Here is a 13,505-nt window from a genome sequence, read left to right as displayed (position 1 = left end):
TTCCCCCTTCTGTCAGGAAGATTGTATCATGACCGAGGACCCGTCGCCGGAACCGATGCGCTTCACGCCGATCGATTCCATTGCTCATCATACTCACGGCGCGTGTCTTCATACATGACGGCGAAACGGCTGACGATGAACGGGCGGATGAGTGCAATCGCAACGAGGTAAATCAACGATCCGAGAATGACGGATTCGATGCTGATAAAGAACGTCAATCCGACCAAGAATAGCGGGATGAATGGCAAAATCAACTTGAATGCCTCCCACTTTCGTCCGCGCATCAACGTCCGTGATTTCGTGATCGCCTCCGTGATGGACAAATCGGGCTCGTCGCGCAAGATAAAGAAGGTGAAGGCGTACGAGAAGTACTTCACGATGCCTGGTACAAGCAGTAACAATGACCATAGCACTTGGAACAACATGACGAGCAATGAGGCGAGCAAATGTTTCACGTAGCGATGTCGGAACGGCGTAAGGATATCGCGTAACGACATCGACTTCCCACGGATTGTTTCTAACATCACCCAGTTATAACCGACGAGGACCGGGAGCAGTCCCGCGTACAAGATGAGACCCGCTAGGCTAATCAATGTGAGTGCCAATGTATCATACTCGAATCCGTAATAATACGGGTCCATCATCAATCCAACTTCTAATACAATCGAGCATACAAATGACCAGAGGATCAATGTACCCGTCTTCCCTTTTATTGCGGTGCGCGCCCGATCATTCCATGTCTGGACCATCTTGTTTCCCCTTTTCGTTCTTCTTTCCTGTCTTATACGCAACGTGATGGAAAACGTTTCAAACTCCACAAAAAACAGGGCAATCGCCCTGTCCATCACTCTTCCCGATATTCTAAAATGTCGCCCGGCTGACAGTCGAGCGCCTGACAGATTGCTTCGAGCGTCGAGAAACGAATCGCTTTCGCTTTGCCGGTCTTTAAAATCGACAAGTTCGCCATCGTGATACCCACTTTTTCAGACAGCTCGGTCACACTCATCTTTCGTTTCGCCAACATTACGTCAAGATTTACGATAATCGCCATATGTCTCACCTCAGACCGTCAAATCATTTTCTTGCTTCATGTCGATCGCACGCTTCAATAGTTTCTGTAACAGTTCCGCAAATACGGCGACGACAAACGCGGCAAACACAAAGACGAGCCCGATGAGAAGGAACCCAGGCGCATCATCTCGCTCGGCGAACCAGTAGAAGAAAGGGAGCGTCCCGATATAGACGGCCGTGATTGCCAGCGCACAATACTTGATTGTGCGGAGTGATTGGACAGCCCGATACGAAAAACCCTCGTCTCGGTCGATCAACCGTAGCAGCATGAACGCTTGGAACAACGCAATGAAGAACGGGATGGCCGATACGTACATGCCAATCACAATCGGACGAATCGAGTCCTCAATCCAACTCCCACTCTCGACCGCCTCGCGCCAAATGTACGGAAGCAACAACAAGCAGGCCGCCACAATCGGGACAGCCAGAACGAATACGGCCAACCGTAAAAAAACCGTCTCTCGTTTCATGATTCAGACACCTCACCTCGTTTGATACCTTCATCATAATCTGTTTTTTATCGTTTATCAATAAATAATCACCGTTAATAAATAAAAACCTCAGGATATCCTGAGGTTGATTTTTATTTTACGGCTTCGAGTTCATCTTCTGTGACCCATTTGTGGTTCGTGACGTCTTCCCCGTCGTTTGTCGTGAAGTCGACCATATACACCGTCGTCTGTTCGGCCGAATCAATCGTCGCCTCGGTGCCGTCCATCCCGTCCATATGGTCCGTGGCCAGAGTGGCTTCGGTCCCTTCTTCTAACGGTGCCTCACCTGGATTGTCGAGTTCTTCATGGATGACCCACTTGTGATCTTCGACCGGGTCACCTCCATCCGTCGGGGTATAAGAAACCGAATAGACGGTCGTGTCATATGCACCGACGATTGTCGCCTCGGTGCCATCCATGCCCGGCATGTGGTCGGCCGTCATCATCGCGGTCGACCCGACCGGGAACGTCGGATCTGTCGCTTCACTTAACCCGCTCGGCACCTCTCCTGATCCCGAATGGTCCATCATCGAATGGTCCGAATGTTCTTCTGTCGAATCGCTCGTCTGTTCTTCCTCGGCATCTCCACAAGCTGCCAAAGTCGTCGCGAGCAACATCGCGCTCAAACCGGTCATCCATTTTTTCTGTCTCATCGAATCTCTCCCTTACGTCTTTATCTTTATACGTTACCCTGCTATCGAGGTGGTGAGACGTTTTTGAGACCGATGCGATGATTTGTTATCGCTTTGATACATTAAAAGACCGCCTCGCGGCGATCTTCTAATTAATGCGCGTGCTTCACATCCTCGAACAAGCCGAGCGCGAACCCGGCCACCGCTCCGATTGTCGTCACGATGAGCACGTAATTCAAATCAACACCTTGCCAGAACTGGCCTTGCATCACGTTCGTGACTTCAATCAAGACGGTCAACACGAGTGCCGTGACGAAGCTGGCCAATAGGAAGAAGCCGAGTGCCTTCTTCCCGTACACGATGACGCCGAGCATCGTACCGAAGGCCGTCGTCACCATAATCAGGAATGCCGTGTTTCCGTACGTGTCACCGAGCGTCGGGAAGATGGCCGCGAACGTTTCACCGACCGTAAACCCGAGCAAGATGGAGGCGACCATGCCAATCGTGCTCAAACCGACATTTCGAATCAAGTGTTCTCGGTGACCGAGCAATAAGAACAACAGGATGCTGCCGACGACACCGGTGAGGAACGTGACGAGCACACCGGCTTCAATGAAGAGACTGAAGAGGAAACTGCTGAGTAGGAACGACACTAAACCGATCAACAACCCGATTGCCCAATGCGTCCGGTGACTTCCATGGACAATGTTCATGATACTCATCCCCTTTTATGCGTCCTACTATCCTATTGACCACTTTTTCAACTATGAAACGAGTTCTCTCTTTCTAGTTGGCGGTTTCCAATCGAATTCTCCACATCGTCACAAAAAGACCGTCCCCGAACGAATCACGGGACGGTCTGTGCCTCAATGGTGCTTGATTTTTCTCAAGAAAACCAACATCGGGAGGAGCAAGAGCGCCGCTGCCCCAAGCCCTCCTTGAATCGACGTGTAAAGGGCGAGCAATCCAATCAGCGGACCCCCGGCGACTTGACCGAACGCGTCGACCTGACCGAACATCGACAAAATCGTCGCCCGGCCTTTCGATGGGAGCCGCTCGTTCGTCATGACGCTCATGAGCGGATAGTGCACGTTACGCAGTGCCGCAATCGTCCAATACAGCAACACGGCCAACCAAAACTGTCCGACCGAGGCGAAAGCAAGCATCGCGATGATGAGCAGCACGTTGAACCAAAACAAGGTCGTCGCATAGCGTCCTTTGACGTATAGCTCGACACCTTTCAACACCAACATGTTGAGTAGAAACGCGACGGCATAGAACAAACCGAACCAATACACGGCCGCCTGTTCCGACAACTGGAACGTCTCAATCAAATGCGCGCCCCATAACCGGTCGAATCCTTCACTAGCGAGACCCCAGACGAGCGTGATGGCAGCCAAGCCGACGAGAATCGAATTGCCACGGATATGGGTGTATCCGTCTCGAACCGTCCGTTTCGCTTGCACGAGATTCGACGTATCGGCTCGCGTGATCGGTTCGAACCGCGTCTCTGGCAAGACGCGCCATGCGATGATCGCGAGCGCCACCAACATCCCCCCGGCAAGCACGATTGTCATTTGGACAGACGTGACTCCAGCGAGGAGGACGGCGAACCCAATTCCGACGAAGCGGCCGAGTGAGCTATACTGTGCACCTCGCAAAAACACTTGTTCTAAGCCATCATTCCCCATCTCATCGGCAATCCATGCCTGTTCGGCCCCGCTGATGAACGTCCAGCCGATACCCCATAACGCTGACGCGACCGCGATGGCCCAAAATTCAGGGATGCCCCCTTCTAGCAAATGGGCCAGTCCAATCAAACCGATACCGATGACCATCGACCGCTTCCGCCCATATAAATCGGCGACGAGACCGGTCGGTAGCTCAAATAGTAAAATCGATACTTCTAATATCGTTCCGATCAAGACGAGTTGTAACGCATTCAACTCGGCGGTCGTCACATAATAGATGGCGTTCAACGTGAACACCATCTGTATGATGAGCGAACGCGAACTCGATACTGCATAATACAGCTGTTGAATCTTCAATTGTATATTCCTCCGATAGGATTGTTCCAATACAGTGAATCATCGGAGGAGGTGGCCAACTTATGAACGCACGTCCTCCGGCAGGATGAATGTGTCAAATAGTTGGATTTGCATGGCGTTCTCTCCTTAGTCGTTATACCTTCAGTATACAAGCCGGTTCGCATGACGTAAATCACAACAAAAAAAGCCAAGATCCCGAAAGATCTTGGCCTATCATTTATTCGACTGTGACTGATTTCGCCAAGTTACGTGGCTTGTCGACGTCGCAGTCACGCGCAAGTGCCGCATAATAAGAAATGAGTTGAAGCGGTAATACCGTCACGAGCGGCGTGAGCAGTGGCTCGACACGCGGCAAGACGAATGAATCACTCTCGTGTTCCATGCCTTCCATCGAAATCGTGCAAGCAACGGCGCCACGAGCGACGACTTCCTTGATGTTTCCGCGGATGTTGAGGTGCGTGTTCGGTTGCGAGACGAGTGTGATGACCGGTGTGCCATCTTCAATCAAGGCGATCGGTCCGTGCTTGAGCTCACCACCTGGGTAGCCTTCTGCTTGGATATACGAGATCTCTTTGAGCTTGAGGGCACCTTCGAGACCGACGTATGAATCCATACCGCGACCGAGGAAGAACGCGTTGCGTGACTCTTTCAAGAACTTGTCTGCCAATTGCTCAAAGATTTCTTTTTGAGCCATGACCGAGTCCATGATCGTCGCGATACGCGCGAGCTCTGTCATGAGGTCAAACGGAAGCTTCTTGCCGTTCGCACGAGCGATGTCGTAGGCGAGGATGGCGAGCACGGCGATTTGGGCCGTGTACGCTTTCGTCGATGCGACCGCAATTTCCGGGCCGGCGTGGAGGAGCATCGTCTCGTTCGCTTCACGTGAGAGCGTCGAACCGGCAACGTTCGTGAGTGTAAGCGCCTTGTAGCCGCGCTTCTTCACTTCGACGAGGACGGCACGGCTGTCCGCTGTCTCACCTGATTGTGAGATAAAGAGGAACAACGGCTTCTCTGTGAGGAGTGGCATGTTGTAACCGAACTCAGAAGCGACGTGCACTTCTGTCGGAACACCTGCGACGCGCTCAATCAATTGCTTGCCGACAAGACCAGCGTGGTAACTCGTACCACAAGCGACGATGTAGATGCGATCCGCTTCCGAAACGAGCGAGCGCACGCCTTCCGTGAGCTCGATGTCACCGGCGTCGTTCTGGTAGTGCTGGATGATGTTGCGGATGACGGCCGGTTGCTCGTCCATCTCCTTCAACATGTAGTGCGCGTACGTGCCCTTCTCGATGTCAGACGCATCGATCTCGGCCGTGTACGGGGCACGTTCGAGGACCTCGCCGTCGAGTGTCTTGATCGTCGCCGATTCGCGCGTCAAGATGACGATCTCGCCGTCGTGGAGCTCGAGGTACTGGTCCGTCACTTGGAGCATCGCCATCGCGTCAGACGCCACGACGTTGAACGTTCCGTCGCCGAGTCCGACGAGGAGCGGTGACTTGTTCTTACCGATGTAGAGGCGCTCTTGATCCTCTGAGTCGATCATCGCGATTGCGTACGAGCCGTGGAGCTCAGCCAACGTCTTGCGGAACGCCGCCTCGACGTCGCCAAGTTCGACGAAGTTCTTCTCCATCAACTGGACGATGACTTCCGTGTCCGTCTCCGAGAGGAACGGGACGTCGAGCGTCGCCTTGATCTGCTCGTCGTTCTCGATGACACCGTTGTGGACGAGCGTGAAGCGGCCCGTCGTGCTCTGGTGCGGGTGGGCGTTCGGGACGCTCGGCACGCCGTGTGTCGCCCAACGTGTGTGACCGATTCCGATCGTGCCATCTACTTCTGCTGGGACGACTTCGCGTAGCGCAGCGATTCGGCCGACTTCTTTATGCACGTTCACGTTATCATGCATCAAAGCAAGACCTGCCGAGTCATAACCGCGGTACTCAAGTTTTTCAAGACCTTTGAGAAGGATTTCCTTCGCTCCGGTGTTCCCAATCATTCCTACAATTCCACACATACAAAAATCTCCCTTTATTTTCGATTTCTCGAAAAAGGAAACGGGCTTTTTCTAAGAGCTGTCAACGCGCTCCCCTTTGGCCGTCCGGTCGCCCGGGCGTTTTGAGGGTTTGCTTGTAGTCGTGACAGGCGACTAGGAGGCATCCGCCGAAAACTCGATAACCTCCAACCTCGTCAACTCCGTAGAGTTCTGGCGCTTGTTTCGTACTGGGTGTCCTTCCGTTTCTAAGGGCACGCTCTTAATAGTACAAATCACACCTCCATTCGTCAAGAAAATCACATAATTTCACAGTGACAAAACGGAAACAAAAAGGGAACCCGCAGACGGATTCCCTTGTTTTATTCCCTATTTCGACAAAATTATCCTTCTACACCGTAATCTTCGCGAACAACTTGTGCAATTCGTTCGACATAACGGTCACACTCTTCTGATGTCGGTGCTTCCGCCATGACGCGCACGAGCGGTTCCGTACCAGAAGCGCGGACGAGGATGCGGCCGTTGCCGTTCATTTCTGCTTCCGCTTCTTGAATCGTCGCGAGAACGCGGTCGCCGTTCATCGCCTCGTTTTTGTCCGTGACACGGATGTTGACGAGTTTTTGTGGGTAGAGCGGCATCTCAGCCGCGAGTTCTGATAGCTTGCGGCCTGTCGTCTTCACGATTTGGGCGAGTTGAACGCCAGAGAGCATGCCGTCTCCCGTCGTCGAGTGGTCGAGGAAGATGAGGTGACCCGACTGCTCGCCACCGAGTGTGTAGTTGTGTTTCTTCATCTCTTCGACGACATAACGGTCACCGACCGCCGTCTGAAGCGCCGTCATACCAGCATCTTCAACCGCTTTATGGAAGCCGAGATTACTCATGACCGTCGCGACAATCGTGTTGTCTTTGAGACGGCCTTTCTCGCTCAAGTACTTCCCGCAGATGTACATGATTTTATCGCCGTCGACGATATCACCGTTCTCATCGATTGCAATTAAGCGGTCGCCGTCGCCGTCAAAGGCGAGACCCATGTCCGCTCCTTTTTCACGAACGAACTGTGCCAAATGCTCAGGGTGTGTCGAGCCGACACCTTCGTTGATGTTCAAGCCGTTCGGCGAGTTGCCAATCGTCGAGACGTTCGCTTCGAGGTCAGCAAACAGACGTGCTGCCAATCCGCTCGTCGCACCATGGGCGCAGTCAAGGGCAATATGGAGACCGTCGAAATCTTCGTCAACCGTCTGTTTCAACATTTGAAGGTACTTCTGTGCACCCTCGTAGTAGTCTGAGACAAAGCCGAGGTCTTTTCCGACCGGGCGTGGCAACGTGTCTTCCGCCGCATCCAAAATCGCTTCGATTTCCGCTTCTGTCGCGTCGTCGAGCTTGAAGCCGTCGCTACCGAAGAACTTGATGCCGTTATCGGCTACCGGGTTGTGCGATGCCGAGATCATGACACCAGCCGTCGCATCGAGCGACTTCGTCAAATAAGCGACACCTGGCGTCGAGATGACGCCGAGACGCATCACTTCGGCTCCGATTGATAGGAGACCCGCGATGAGCGCACCTTCAAGCATATGACCTGAAATGCGTGTGTCACGGCCAATCAATACTTTTGGCTGTTCGCCAGCTGGCAAGTGTTTCGATAACACGTAGCCGCCCGCACGACCTAAACGATATGCTAACTCTGCTGTCAATTCTGAGTTCGCGACACCGCGGACTCCATCAGTTCCAAAATATTTACCCATAAATTCAATTCCTCACTTTTGTATGATTGAACGCCTCATTGAATCGAGGACGTTTCGGTTTGTTCATCGACGCTCGTTAACTCGATGTCGATTGTCTTCGGTGAGACGACGGTCACACCTTTTGGTACTTCATAGTCGACGTCGACCCCGTGTAACCCGCTCGGGAGGCCCGTCAAATCCAAGGTCACACTCACACTGTTCGACGTGATGCTCTCTAAGAGGGACCGCTTCCCGGACAAGGTGACCCCGATCACTTCAGGGGCTTGGAGCGTAAAGTTCGTTCGGTCATATCCTCGTACGGTCACAGGTACTGTCAATCGGACTCGTTCCGTCAATTCACCCGTGTCGTCTCGCGACTCATCCGCCGCTCGAACGAGCAATTGGACTTCCACTTGCTTCGTCTCAAGCGATGAGGCACCCTCCGGCACGGCGAGCGTTGCGGTCACTTTTCCGGTCTTGTCGATGCCGTCTAAATCGATCGGCTCCGTCTCGACGGTGTCGATTGCATCGAGCACGTCTTGTGGCGCAAAGACACGGACTTCCGTCTCTTCTAGCAACGTGTCGACGAGTCTGAAGTCATCTGCCACGTCACCGGTCGTCACCGCCTCAATCGGGAAGACGGCACTTTGTTCGTAGACCGGCACCGACACACTGATGATGTTCGGTTCGACGGTAACATTGAGCGGATTGCCATTGGCATCTAAAATCGTTGGCGTCAATTCACGCGTGAACGTTTGACTTTGATTGGCGACATCGACGTTCAACGTGATTTCTTGAACGTTTTGAATCCGACTGGCACCGCCCGACACTTTCACTGTCGTCGGTTCGATGTCGGCGTCACCGACCACTTTCCCTTCTGGCAATTGGTCTTTATTCAATAGGTTGACCGATACCGGGACTTCGACCGTCTGTTTGCGGTCAATATAGATTTCGACCGTATCCCGCTCGAGTTCGACGTTGACGTCTCCGCCAAAGCCGCGTGCCTCGACCGGAACGCGATGGAAGCCTGTCCCAAGGTTCGTTAAATCGACGAAGACTTGATAATCTTTCACCAACTTGGTCATCGTCAAACTGCTGGACGGACCTTGCAGTTCGACGCTCATTTCTTCTGGGACGTTATATGCCACGTACTGCACCTCATCGAAGAACACTTCGACGGGAACGTCGAGCGTCATCGAACTTTGTCCGACAATCGGGAGGGCGTTTGTGGAGTTGGTCGACGAGCTCGTCTCGGCGACCATGAAATAAAGTAGGATGGCTAAAGCAAGTGCGATGACGCGGAGAAACCATTTATGTTGTAACCACTGATCAATCACTTACTTGTCCCCCCCTTTTTTATTGAAGAACGAGAGTGTCGTCTCTTTTTCTTCAATAACGAGTTCTTGGATCAATTTATTGCGAAGTCCCTCCTCATCCAACTCTCGATACAGACGTCCCGCAATCGCGAGCGACACGGCGCCTGTTTCTTCAGAGACGGTGAGCGTCACGCTATCCGTCACTTCACTGACCCCGATGGCGGCCCGGTGTCGGGTACCTAGCGCTTTATCGATATGTGGACTTTCCGACAATGGTAAATAACAGGCTGCTGCCGCAATTTTCCCATCTTGGATAATCATTGCCCCATCATGGAGCGGGGTGTTCGGAATGAACAGGTTGATAATCAGTTGTGACGTGATGTGTGAATCCATGCGGATCCCGGTCTCGACATACTCATTCAATCCCGTATCGCGTTCAATCGCAATCAGCGCACCGATGCGACGTTTTGACATATATTGTGCCGAGCTGACAATCGCTTCAATCATTTGACGCTGTTTATCCTCGTCACTTGTGCTCGTGCGACCGAACAAGTTACTCGTTCGCCCTAGATGCTCGAGCCCACGTCGGAGTTCCGGTTGGAAGATGATGATAATCCCAAGTAATCCGTAGGTGATGACCTGGTTCAATAAGAACTGTAACGTCTTCAAACCAAAGAATCCGCTGAGGAACCAGCTGACAAGGATGATGGAAATCCCTTTAATCAATTGGACCGCTTTTGTCCCACGTACAATCATCATCAATTTATAGATGACATACGTGACGACGACAATATCTAAAACGTCATTCAAATAATCGTACCAATGTACGTTTTCTGAAAGACTAAAGAATGATAAGAATGAAACCTGTTCAAGTAGCGGCAAATGCTCCCCTCCTCAACTACCTAGCCAATTCGTGCAAATTACATTATATCACATTTCTGAAACCACGCATCGCCAGACGATAAAACGAAACCAGATTGAAACGAACCAAAAAGACGCCGTCTCCGGCGCCTTCTTTTAGAAGATTTGTTTGAACGAATACCACATCCACTCAAACATCCGATCGATTTGTTCGAGTTCTCCCGTGACTTCTCCAGCGCTAGCCAGATAAGCCCGACCATTTACGGCCGTCGCGTTCCCGTTGACCGTCCCTTCAATCCGGAGGTCACCGCCTTGCACCGTGATGTCCCGCTCGACGGTTACACCTTGTGGGACGACCACCTCGTTCGATGTCACAACGATGCCCGGCACTTTCGTGTATGTCATCGTCTCCGTCGATTCATTCCATAAGCCAAGTGTCGCGCTCGACATCAAACTAAAGAAGAGAGCGGCCGCCATCAGTCCTGGATGCTTACGGAACCACGTCATCCATTTAGATTGTGGTTTCTGTTTTGTCCGGACTTTTTCTTCAAATCGAGTCACTGGTGCGACCTCGACCCGTGCTTTCGCTTCCGGTAAGGACGCCATGACACGGGCTGTAAAATCATCGGATAGTTTGGGCCGTGGTAAGGCCTTCAGTTCGGCATCTATTCGTTCGTAGTGGAGGTACGCTTCATATAAATCGTCGTCCTCCAACAATTGACGTAGTTCGTCAGATTCTTCGGGCAGGATGCCATCTTCCAAATATTGTTGTACTTTTTCTTCAGGAGTCAATTGAACCCCTCCCTGTTTTGAAAGATTGTTTTTAACATTTCTCTTCCCCGGAAGATCCTTGTTTTAACCGTAGCAACCGGCATATCGATCATGACGCTAATTTCCTTAAGCGATAAGTCATCCACGTATTTCAACAGCAATGGAATCCGATACTTGTCGGGCAGCTGTTTAATCGCTTCATGCATCTCGCCTCGAATTTCGCGATGAACGACTTGGGCGTCGGGTTGGGGTGCTTCATCAGCCAAGTGGTCCTGGTAGGTCAAGCCATCGGTGCCCGCAATCTCGGCATCCATTGAATATTCCGGCTTTCGCTTTCTCAGACGGTCGATTGCCACGTTTGTCGCAATCCGGTAAATCCACGTCTTGAACTTGTACTGGGGATCATACGTATCGATTCGGGTATACGCCCGAATAAACGTCTCCTGGGCAGCATCTTCCGCTTCGCCTCGATCATATAATATCTTATAAGCGACAGCAAAGACACCATCCTTGTACAGTTCTACCAGCTCAGCAAACGAATCATGATTCCCCGACCTTAATTCGTCGACTAAACGGGTGGTCAGCCGTTCCATCAGTCCACTTCCCCTCTCCGCAACCTATGCGGTCATCCTTCTATACGGATTTGTCTCTATGTAGGTTTCATTAAAATCGCATGACAATAAAAAAAGTTTCCAAGTCCATTGTAGCAAACAGACTTGGAAACTGTAAGGTCGTCAGACAGTTTCACTTTCCAATAACAGGTTTTCTTTGGATTTCAAAATCGTCTTACATAACTCGAACGCCAACTGGGCCGTTGTGTCATCATGATCGAGCGATGGATTTAATTCTACGAGTTCGACCGCAATCAAATCGTCAGCCTTCATTACTTCGGCCAAGATGGCTTTGCCTTCTTCGGCGGTCAGTCCTTGATCGACTGGCGTGCCGGTACCTGGAACAAGTTTCGCATCCAAGCTATCCATATCGAAGCTAAGATAGAACCGGTCCACACGTGCGCGCAAATAAGCGAGTGCCTCGTCCATCATGACGTCGACGCCCCGTGTCCGAATCTCTTCGACCGTGATTACTTTAATACCGAGTCGATTGATTTCTCGAATTTCACCTTCGTCGATATCCCGAAGCGCCATATACACCAAATGTTCGGGCGCGAGTTTCGGTTCACGTCCACCGACCTCGGTCAGGCGGATATCTCCCATCCCCATCGCCGCAGCAAGTGGCATCCCATGAATATTGCCCGATGGTGAGGTCTCACCCGTGTTCAGGTCAGCGTGCGCATCGACCCAGATGACACCGTATGGCCCCGTTTTGGCAAGACCCGCCAGCGTTCCGATTGCCATGCTGTGATCGCCCCCAACGATCAACGGGAATCGCTTCGCTTGAATGTCTGCATCGACGACCTCCGCGAGTTCTTGGACCGTGTATAAGACTCCATCTACCCGCTTCAAATGCTCTTCACTGTTAATCATTTCAGATTCAGGTAAGACACGGATCGTCTGTTGCTTCGTTTCTGCTGGCAATAGTGTTTCCAATCCGAGTGTCCGTAATTTTGATGGACCTTGTTCTACGCCATGTTTCCCCTGTCCATAACGTAGCGGCACTTCAATATATGACCAATTCATCCCCATTCCCCCTTGAACGTTTATAGCTTCATTGTAAACGCTACCAAACGCGTGGTTCAACTTCACACAATGATGAATAAACATACAAAAAGGCAGCCTGAATGGTGGCAGGCTGCCTTTCTCTGTACTCTCAAGTGAATGGTTCATGGATTTAGGCAAAAAAAAACTTAAGTCATAAGTAACTTAAGAAAAAAACAAATGGTGGAGCCTAGCGGGATCGAACCGCTGACCTCCTGCGTGCAAGGCAGGCGCTCTCCCAGCTGAGCTAAGGCCCCGTCAAGGGAATAATATGGAGCGGAAGACGGGATTCGAACCCGCGACCCCGACCTTGGCAAGGTCGTATTCTACCACTGAACTACTTCCGCATAAAAATGAGCCATGCAGGGCTCGAACCTGCGACCCTCTGATTAAAAGTCAGATGCTCTACCAACTGAGCTAATGGCTCAAACCTGGTGGGGGGGGGCGGATTCGAACCGCCGAACCCGAGGGAGCGGATTTACAGTCCGCCGCGTTTAGCCACTTCGCTACCCCCCCAAGGAGTGCCGGCGAAAGGATTCGAACCCTCGACCCTCTGATTACAAGTCAGATGCTCTACCAACTGAGCTACACCGGCATATATGGTTTGATTGTTTATTAAAAAGATGGTGGAGGATGACGGGATCGAACCGCCGACCCCCTGCTTGTAAGGCAGGTGCTCTCCCAGCTGAGCTAATCCTCCAAATGGTGACCCGTACGGGATTCGAACCCGTGTTACCGCCGTGAAAGGGCGGTGTCTTAACCGCTTGACCAACGGGCCTTAATTGGCTCCGCAAGTAGGATTTGAACCTACGACCTACCGGTTAACAGCCGGTTGCTCTACCACTGAGCTATTGCGGAATGATCTTGCCTGGCAGCGTCCTATCCTCACAGGGGGAGACCCCCAACTACTTTCGGCGCTGAAGCGCTTAACTTCCGTGTTCGGCATGGG

13 protein-coding genes, 8 tRNA genes and 1 rRNA gene are annotated in these 13,505 nt (G+C 51.9%); all 22 read right to left on the bottom strand.

Annotation, left to right across the window (positions count from 1 at the left end; translation table 11 throughout):
* Positions 1-62: 62 nt before the first annotated feature.
* Positions 63-749, bottom strand: coding sequence for a DUF975 family protein (locus tag KNP71_RS09520; RefSeq protein WP_214830558.1), 687 nt, complete (start codon positions 747-749; stop codon positions 63-65).
* Positions 750-844: 95 nt separating this feature from the next.
* On the bottom strand, positions 845-1,051 hold the full coding sequence (locus KNP71_RS09515) for a helix-turn-helix domain-containing protein (RefSeq protein WP_021065857.1): 207 nt from the start codon (positions 1,049-1,051) through the stop codon (positions 845-847).
* 10 nt (positions 1,052-1,061) lie between these two features.
* Positions 1,062-1,541, bottom strand: a complete 480-nt coding sequence (locus KNP71_RS09510) for a DUF2975 domain-containing protein (protein WP_214711172.1) — start codon at positions 1,539-1,541, stop codon at positions 1,062-1,064.
* A gap of 113 nt (positions 1,542-1,654) precedes the next feature.
* A complete protein-coding gene (locus KNP71_RS09505; protein WP_021065855.1) occupies positions 1,655-2,215 on the bottom strand; it encodes a YdhK family protein in 561 nt (186 codons plus the stop codon).
* 131 nt (positions 2,216-2,346) lie between these two features.
* Positions 2,347-2,907, bottom strand: a complete 561-nt coding sequence (locus tag KNP71_RS09500; RefSeq protein WP_214830556.1) for a hypothetical protein — start codon at positions 2,905-2,907, stop codon at positions 2,347-2,349.
* A gap of 153 nt (positions 2,908-3,060) precedes the next feature.
* On the bottom strand, positions 3,061-4,242 hold the full coding sequence (locus KNP71_RS09495) for an MFS transporter (RefSeq protein WP_214830555.1): 1,182 nt from the start codon (positions 4,240-4,242) through the stop codon (positions 3,061-3,063).
* A gap of 217 nt (positions 4,243-4,459) precedes the next feature.
* Positions 4,460-6,256 carry a glutamine--fructose-6-phosphate transaminase (isomerizing) gene (glmS, locus tag KNP71_RS09490; protein ID WP_058765069.1) on the bottom strand — a complete coding sequence of 599 codons (1,797 nt, stop codon included), beginning with the start codon at positions 6,254-6,256 and terminating at the stop codon, positions 4,460-4,462.
* Between the two features lie 359 nt (positions 6,257-6,615).
* Complete coding sequence (glmM, locus tag KNP71_RS09485; protein WP_214830553.1) at positions 6,616-7,974, bottom strand: phosphoglucosamine mutase; 1,359 nt, start codon at positions 7,972-7,974, stop codon at positions 6,616-6,618.
* Between the two features lie 35 nt (positions 7,975-8,009).
* Complete coding sequence (locus KNP71_RS09480) at positions 8,010-9,290, bottom strand: CdaR family protein (RefSeq protein ID WP_214830551.1); 1,281 nt, start codon at positions 9,288-9,290, stop codon at positions 8,010-8,012.
* Positions 9,291-10,151, bottom strand: coding sequence for a diadenylate cyclase CdaA (cdaA, locus tag KNP71_RS09475; RefSeq protein ID WP_021065185.1), 861 nt, complete (start codon positions 10,149-10,151; stop codon positions 9,291-9,293).
* A gap of 135 nt (positions 10,152-10,286) precedes the next feature.
* On the bottom strand, positions 10,287-10,922 hold the full coding sequence (locus KNP71_RS09470) for a polymer-forming cytoskeletal protein (protein WP_029594435.1): 636 nt from the start codon (positions 10,920-10,922) through the stop codon (positions 10,287-10,289).
* On the bottom strand, positions 10,919-11,494 hold the full coding sequence (sigW, locus tag KNP71_RS09465; RefSeq protein ID WP_021065187.1) for an RNA polymerase sigma factor SigW: 576 nt from the start codon (positions 11,492-11,494) through the stop codon (positions 10,919-10,921). The genes KNP71_RS09470 and sigW overlap by 4 nt, the downstream gene beginning before the upstream one ends.
* Before the next feature lie 141 nt (positions 11,495-11,635).
* On the bottom strand, positions 11,636-12,538 hold the full coding sequence (gene rocF, locus KNP71_RS09460; RefSeq protein ID WP_021065188.1) for an arginase: 903 nt from the start codon (positions 12,536-12,538) through the stop codon (positions 11,636-11,638).
* 199 nt (positions 12,539-12,737) lie between these two features.
* Positions 12,738-12,813: transfer RNA gene (locus tag KNP71_RS09455), tRNA-Ala, on the bottom strand.
* A gap of 15 nt (positions 12,814-12,828) precedes the next feature.
* Positions 12,829-12,903 (bottom strand) — tRNA-Gly (locus tag KNP71_RS09450).
* 7 nt (positions 12,904-12,910) lie between these two features.
* Positions 12,911-12,983 (bottom strand) — tRNA-Lys (locus KNP71_RS09445).
* A gap of 5 nt (positions 12,984-12,988) precedes the next feature.
* A tRNA-Tyr gene (locus KNP71_RS09440) sits at positions 12,989-13,072 on the bottom strand.
* Positions 13,073-13,078: 6 nt separating this feature from the next.
* Positions 13,079-13,151: transfer RNA gene (locus KNP71_RS09435), tRNA-Thr, on the bottom strand.
* 29 nt (positions 13,152-13,180) lie between these two features.
* Positions 13,181-13,256, bottom strand: a tRNA-Val gene (locus KNP71_RS09430).
* 3 nt (positions 13,257-13,259) lie between these two features.
* A tRNA-Glu gene (locus KNP71_RS09425) sits at positions 13,260-13,334 on the bottom strand.
* Positions 13,335-13,339: 5 nt separating this feature from the next.
* A tRNA-Asn gene (locus KNP71_RS09420) sits at positions 13,340-13,414 on the bottom strand.
* A gap of 8 nt (positions 13,415-13,422) precedes the next feature.
* Positions 13,423-13,505: ribosomal RNA gene (gene rrf / locus KNP71_RS16110) — 5S ribosomal RNA — on the bottom strand; the annotation flags it as partial.

It is taken from the genome of Exiguobacterium sp. s56 (genome assembly GCF_018618255.1).
Taxonomy (GTDB): Bacteria; Bacillota; Bacilli; order Exiguobacteriales; family Exiguobacteriaceae; genus Exiguobacterium; species Exiguobacterium chiriqhucha.
This window is presented reverse-complemented; position numbering and strand designations above follow the sequence as displayed.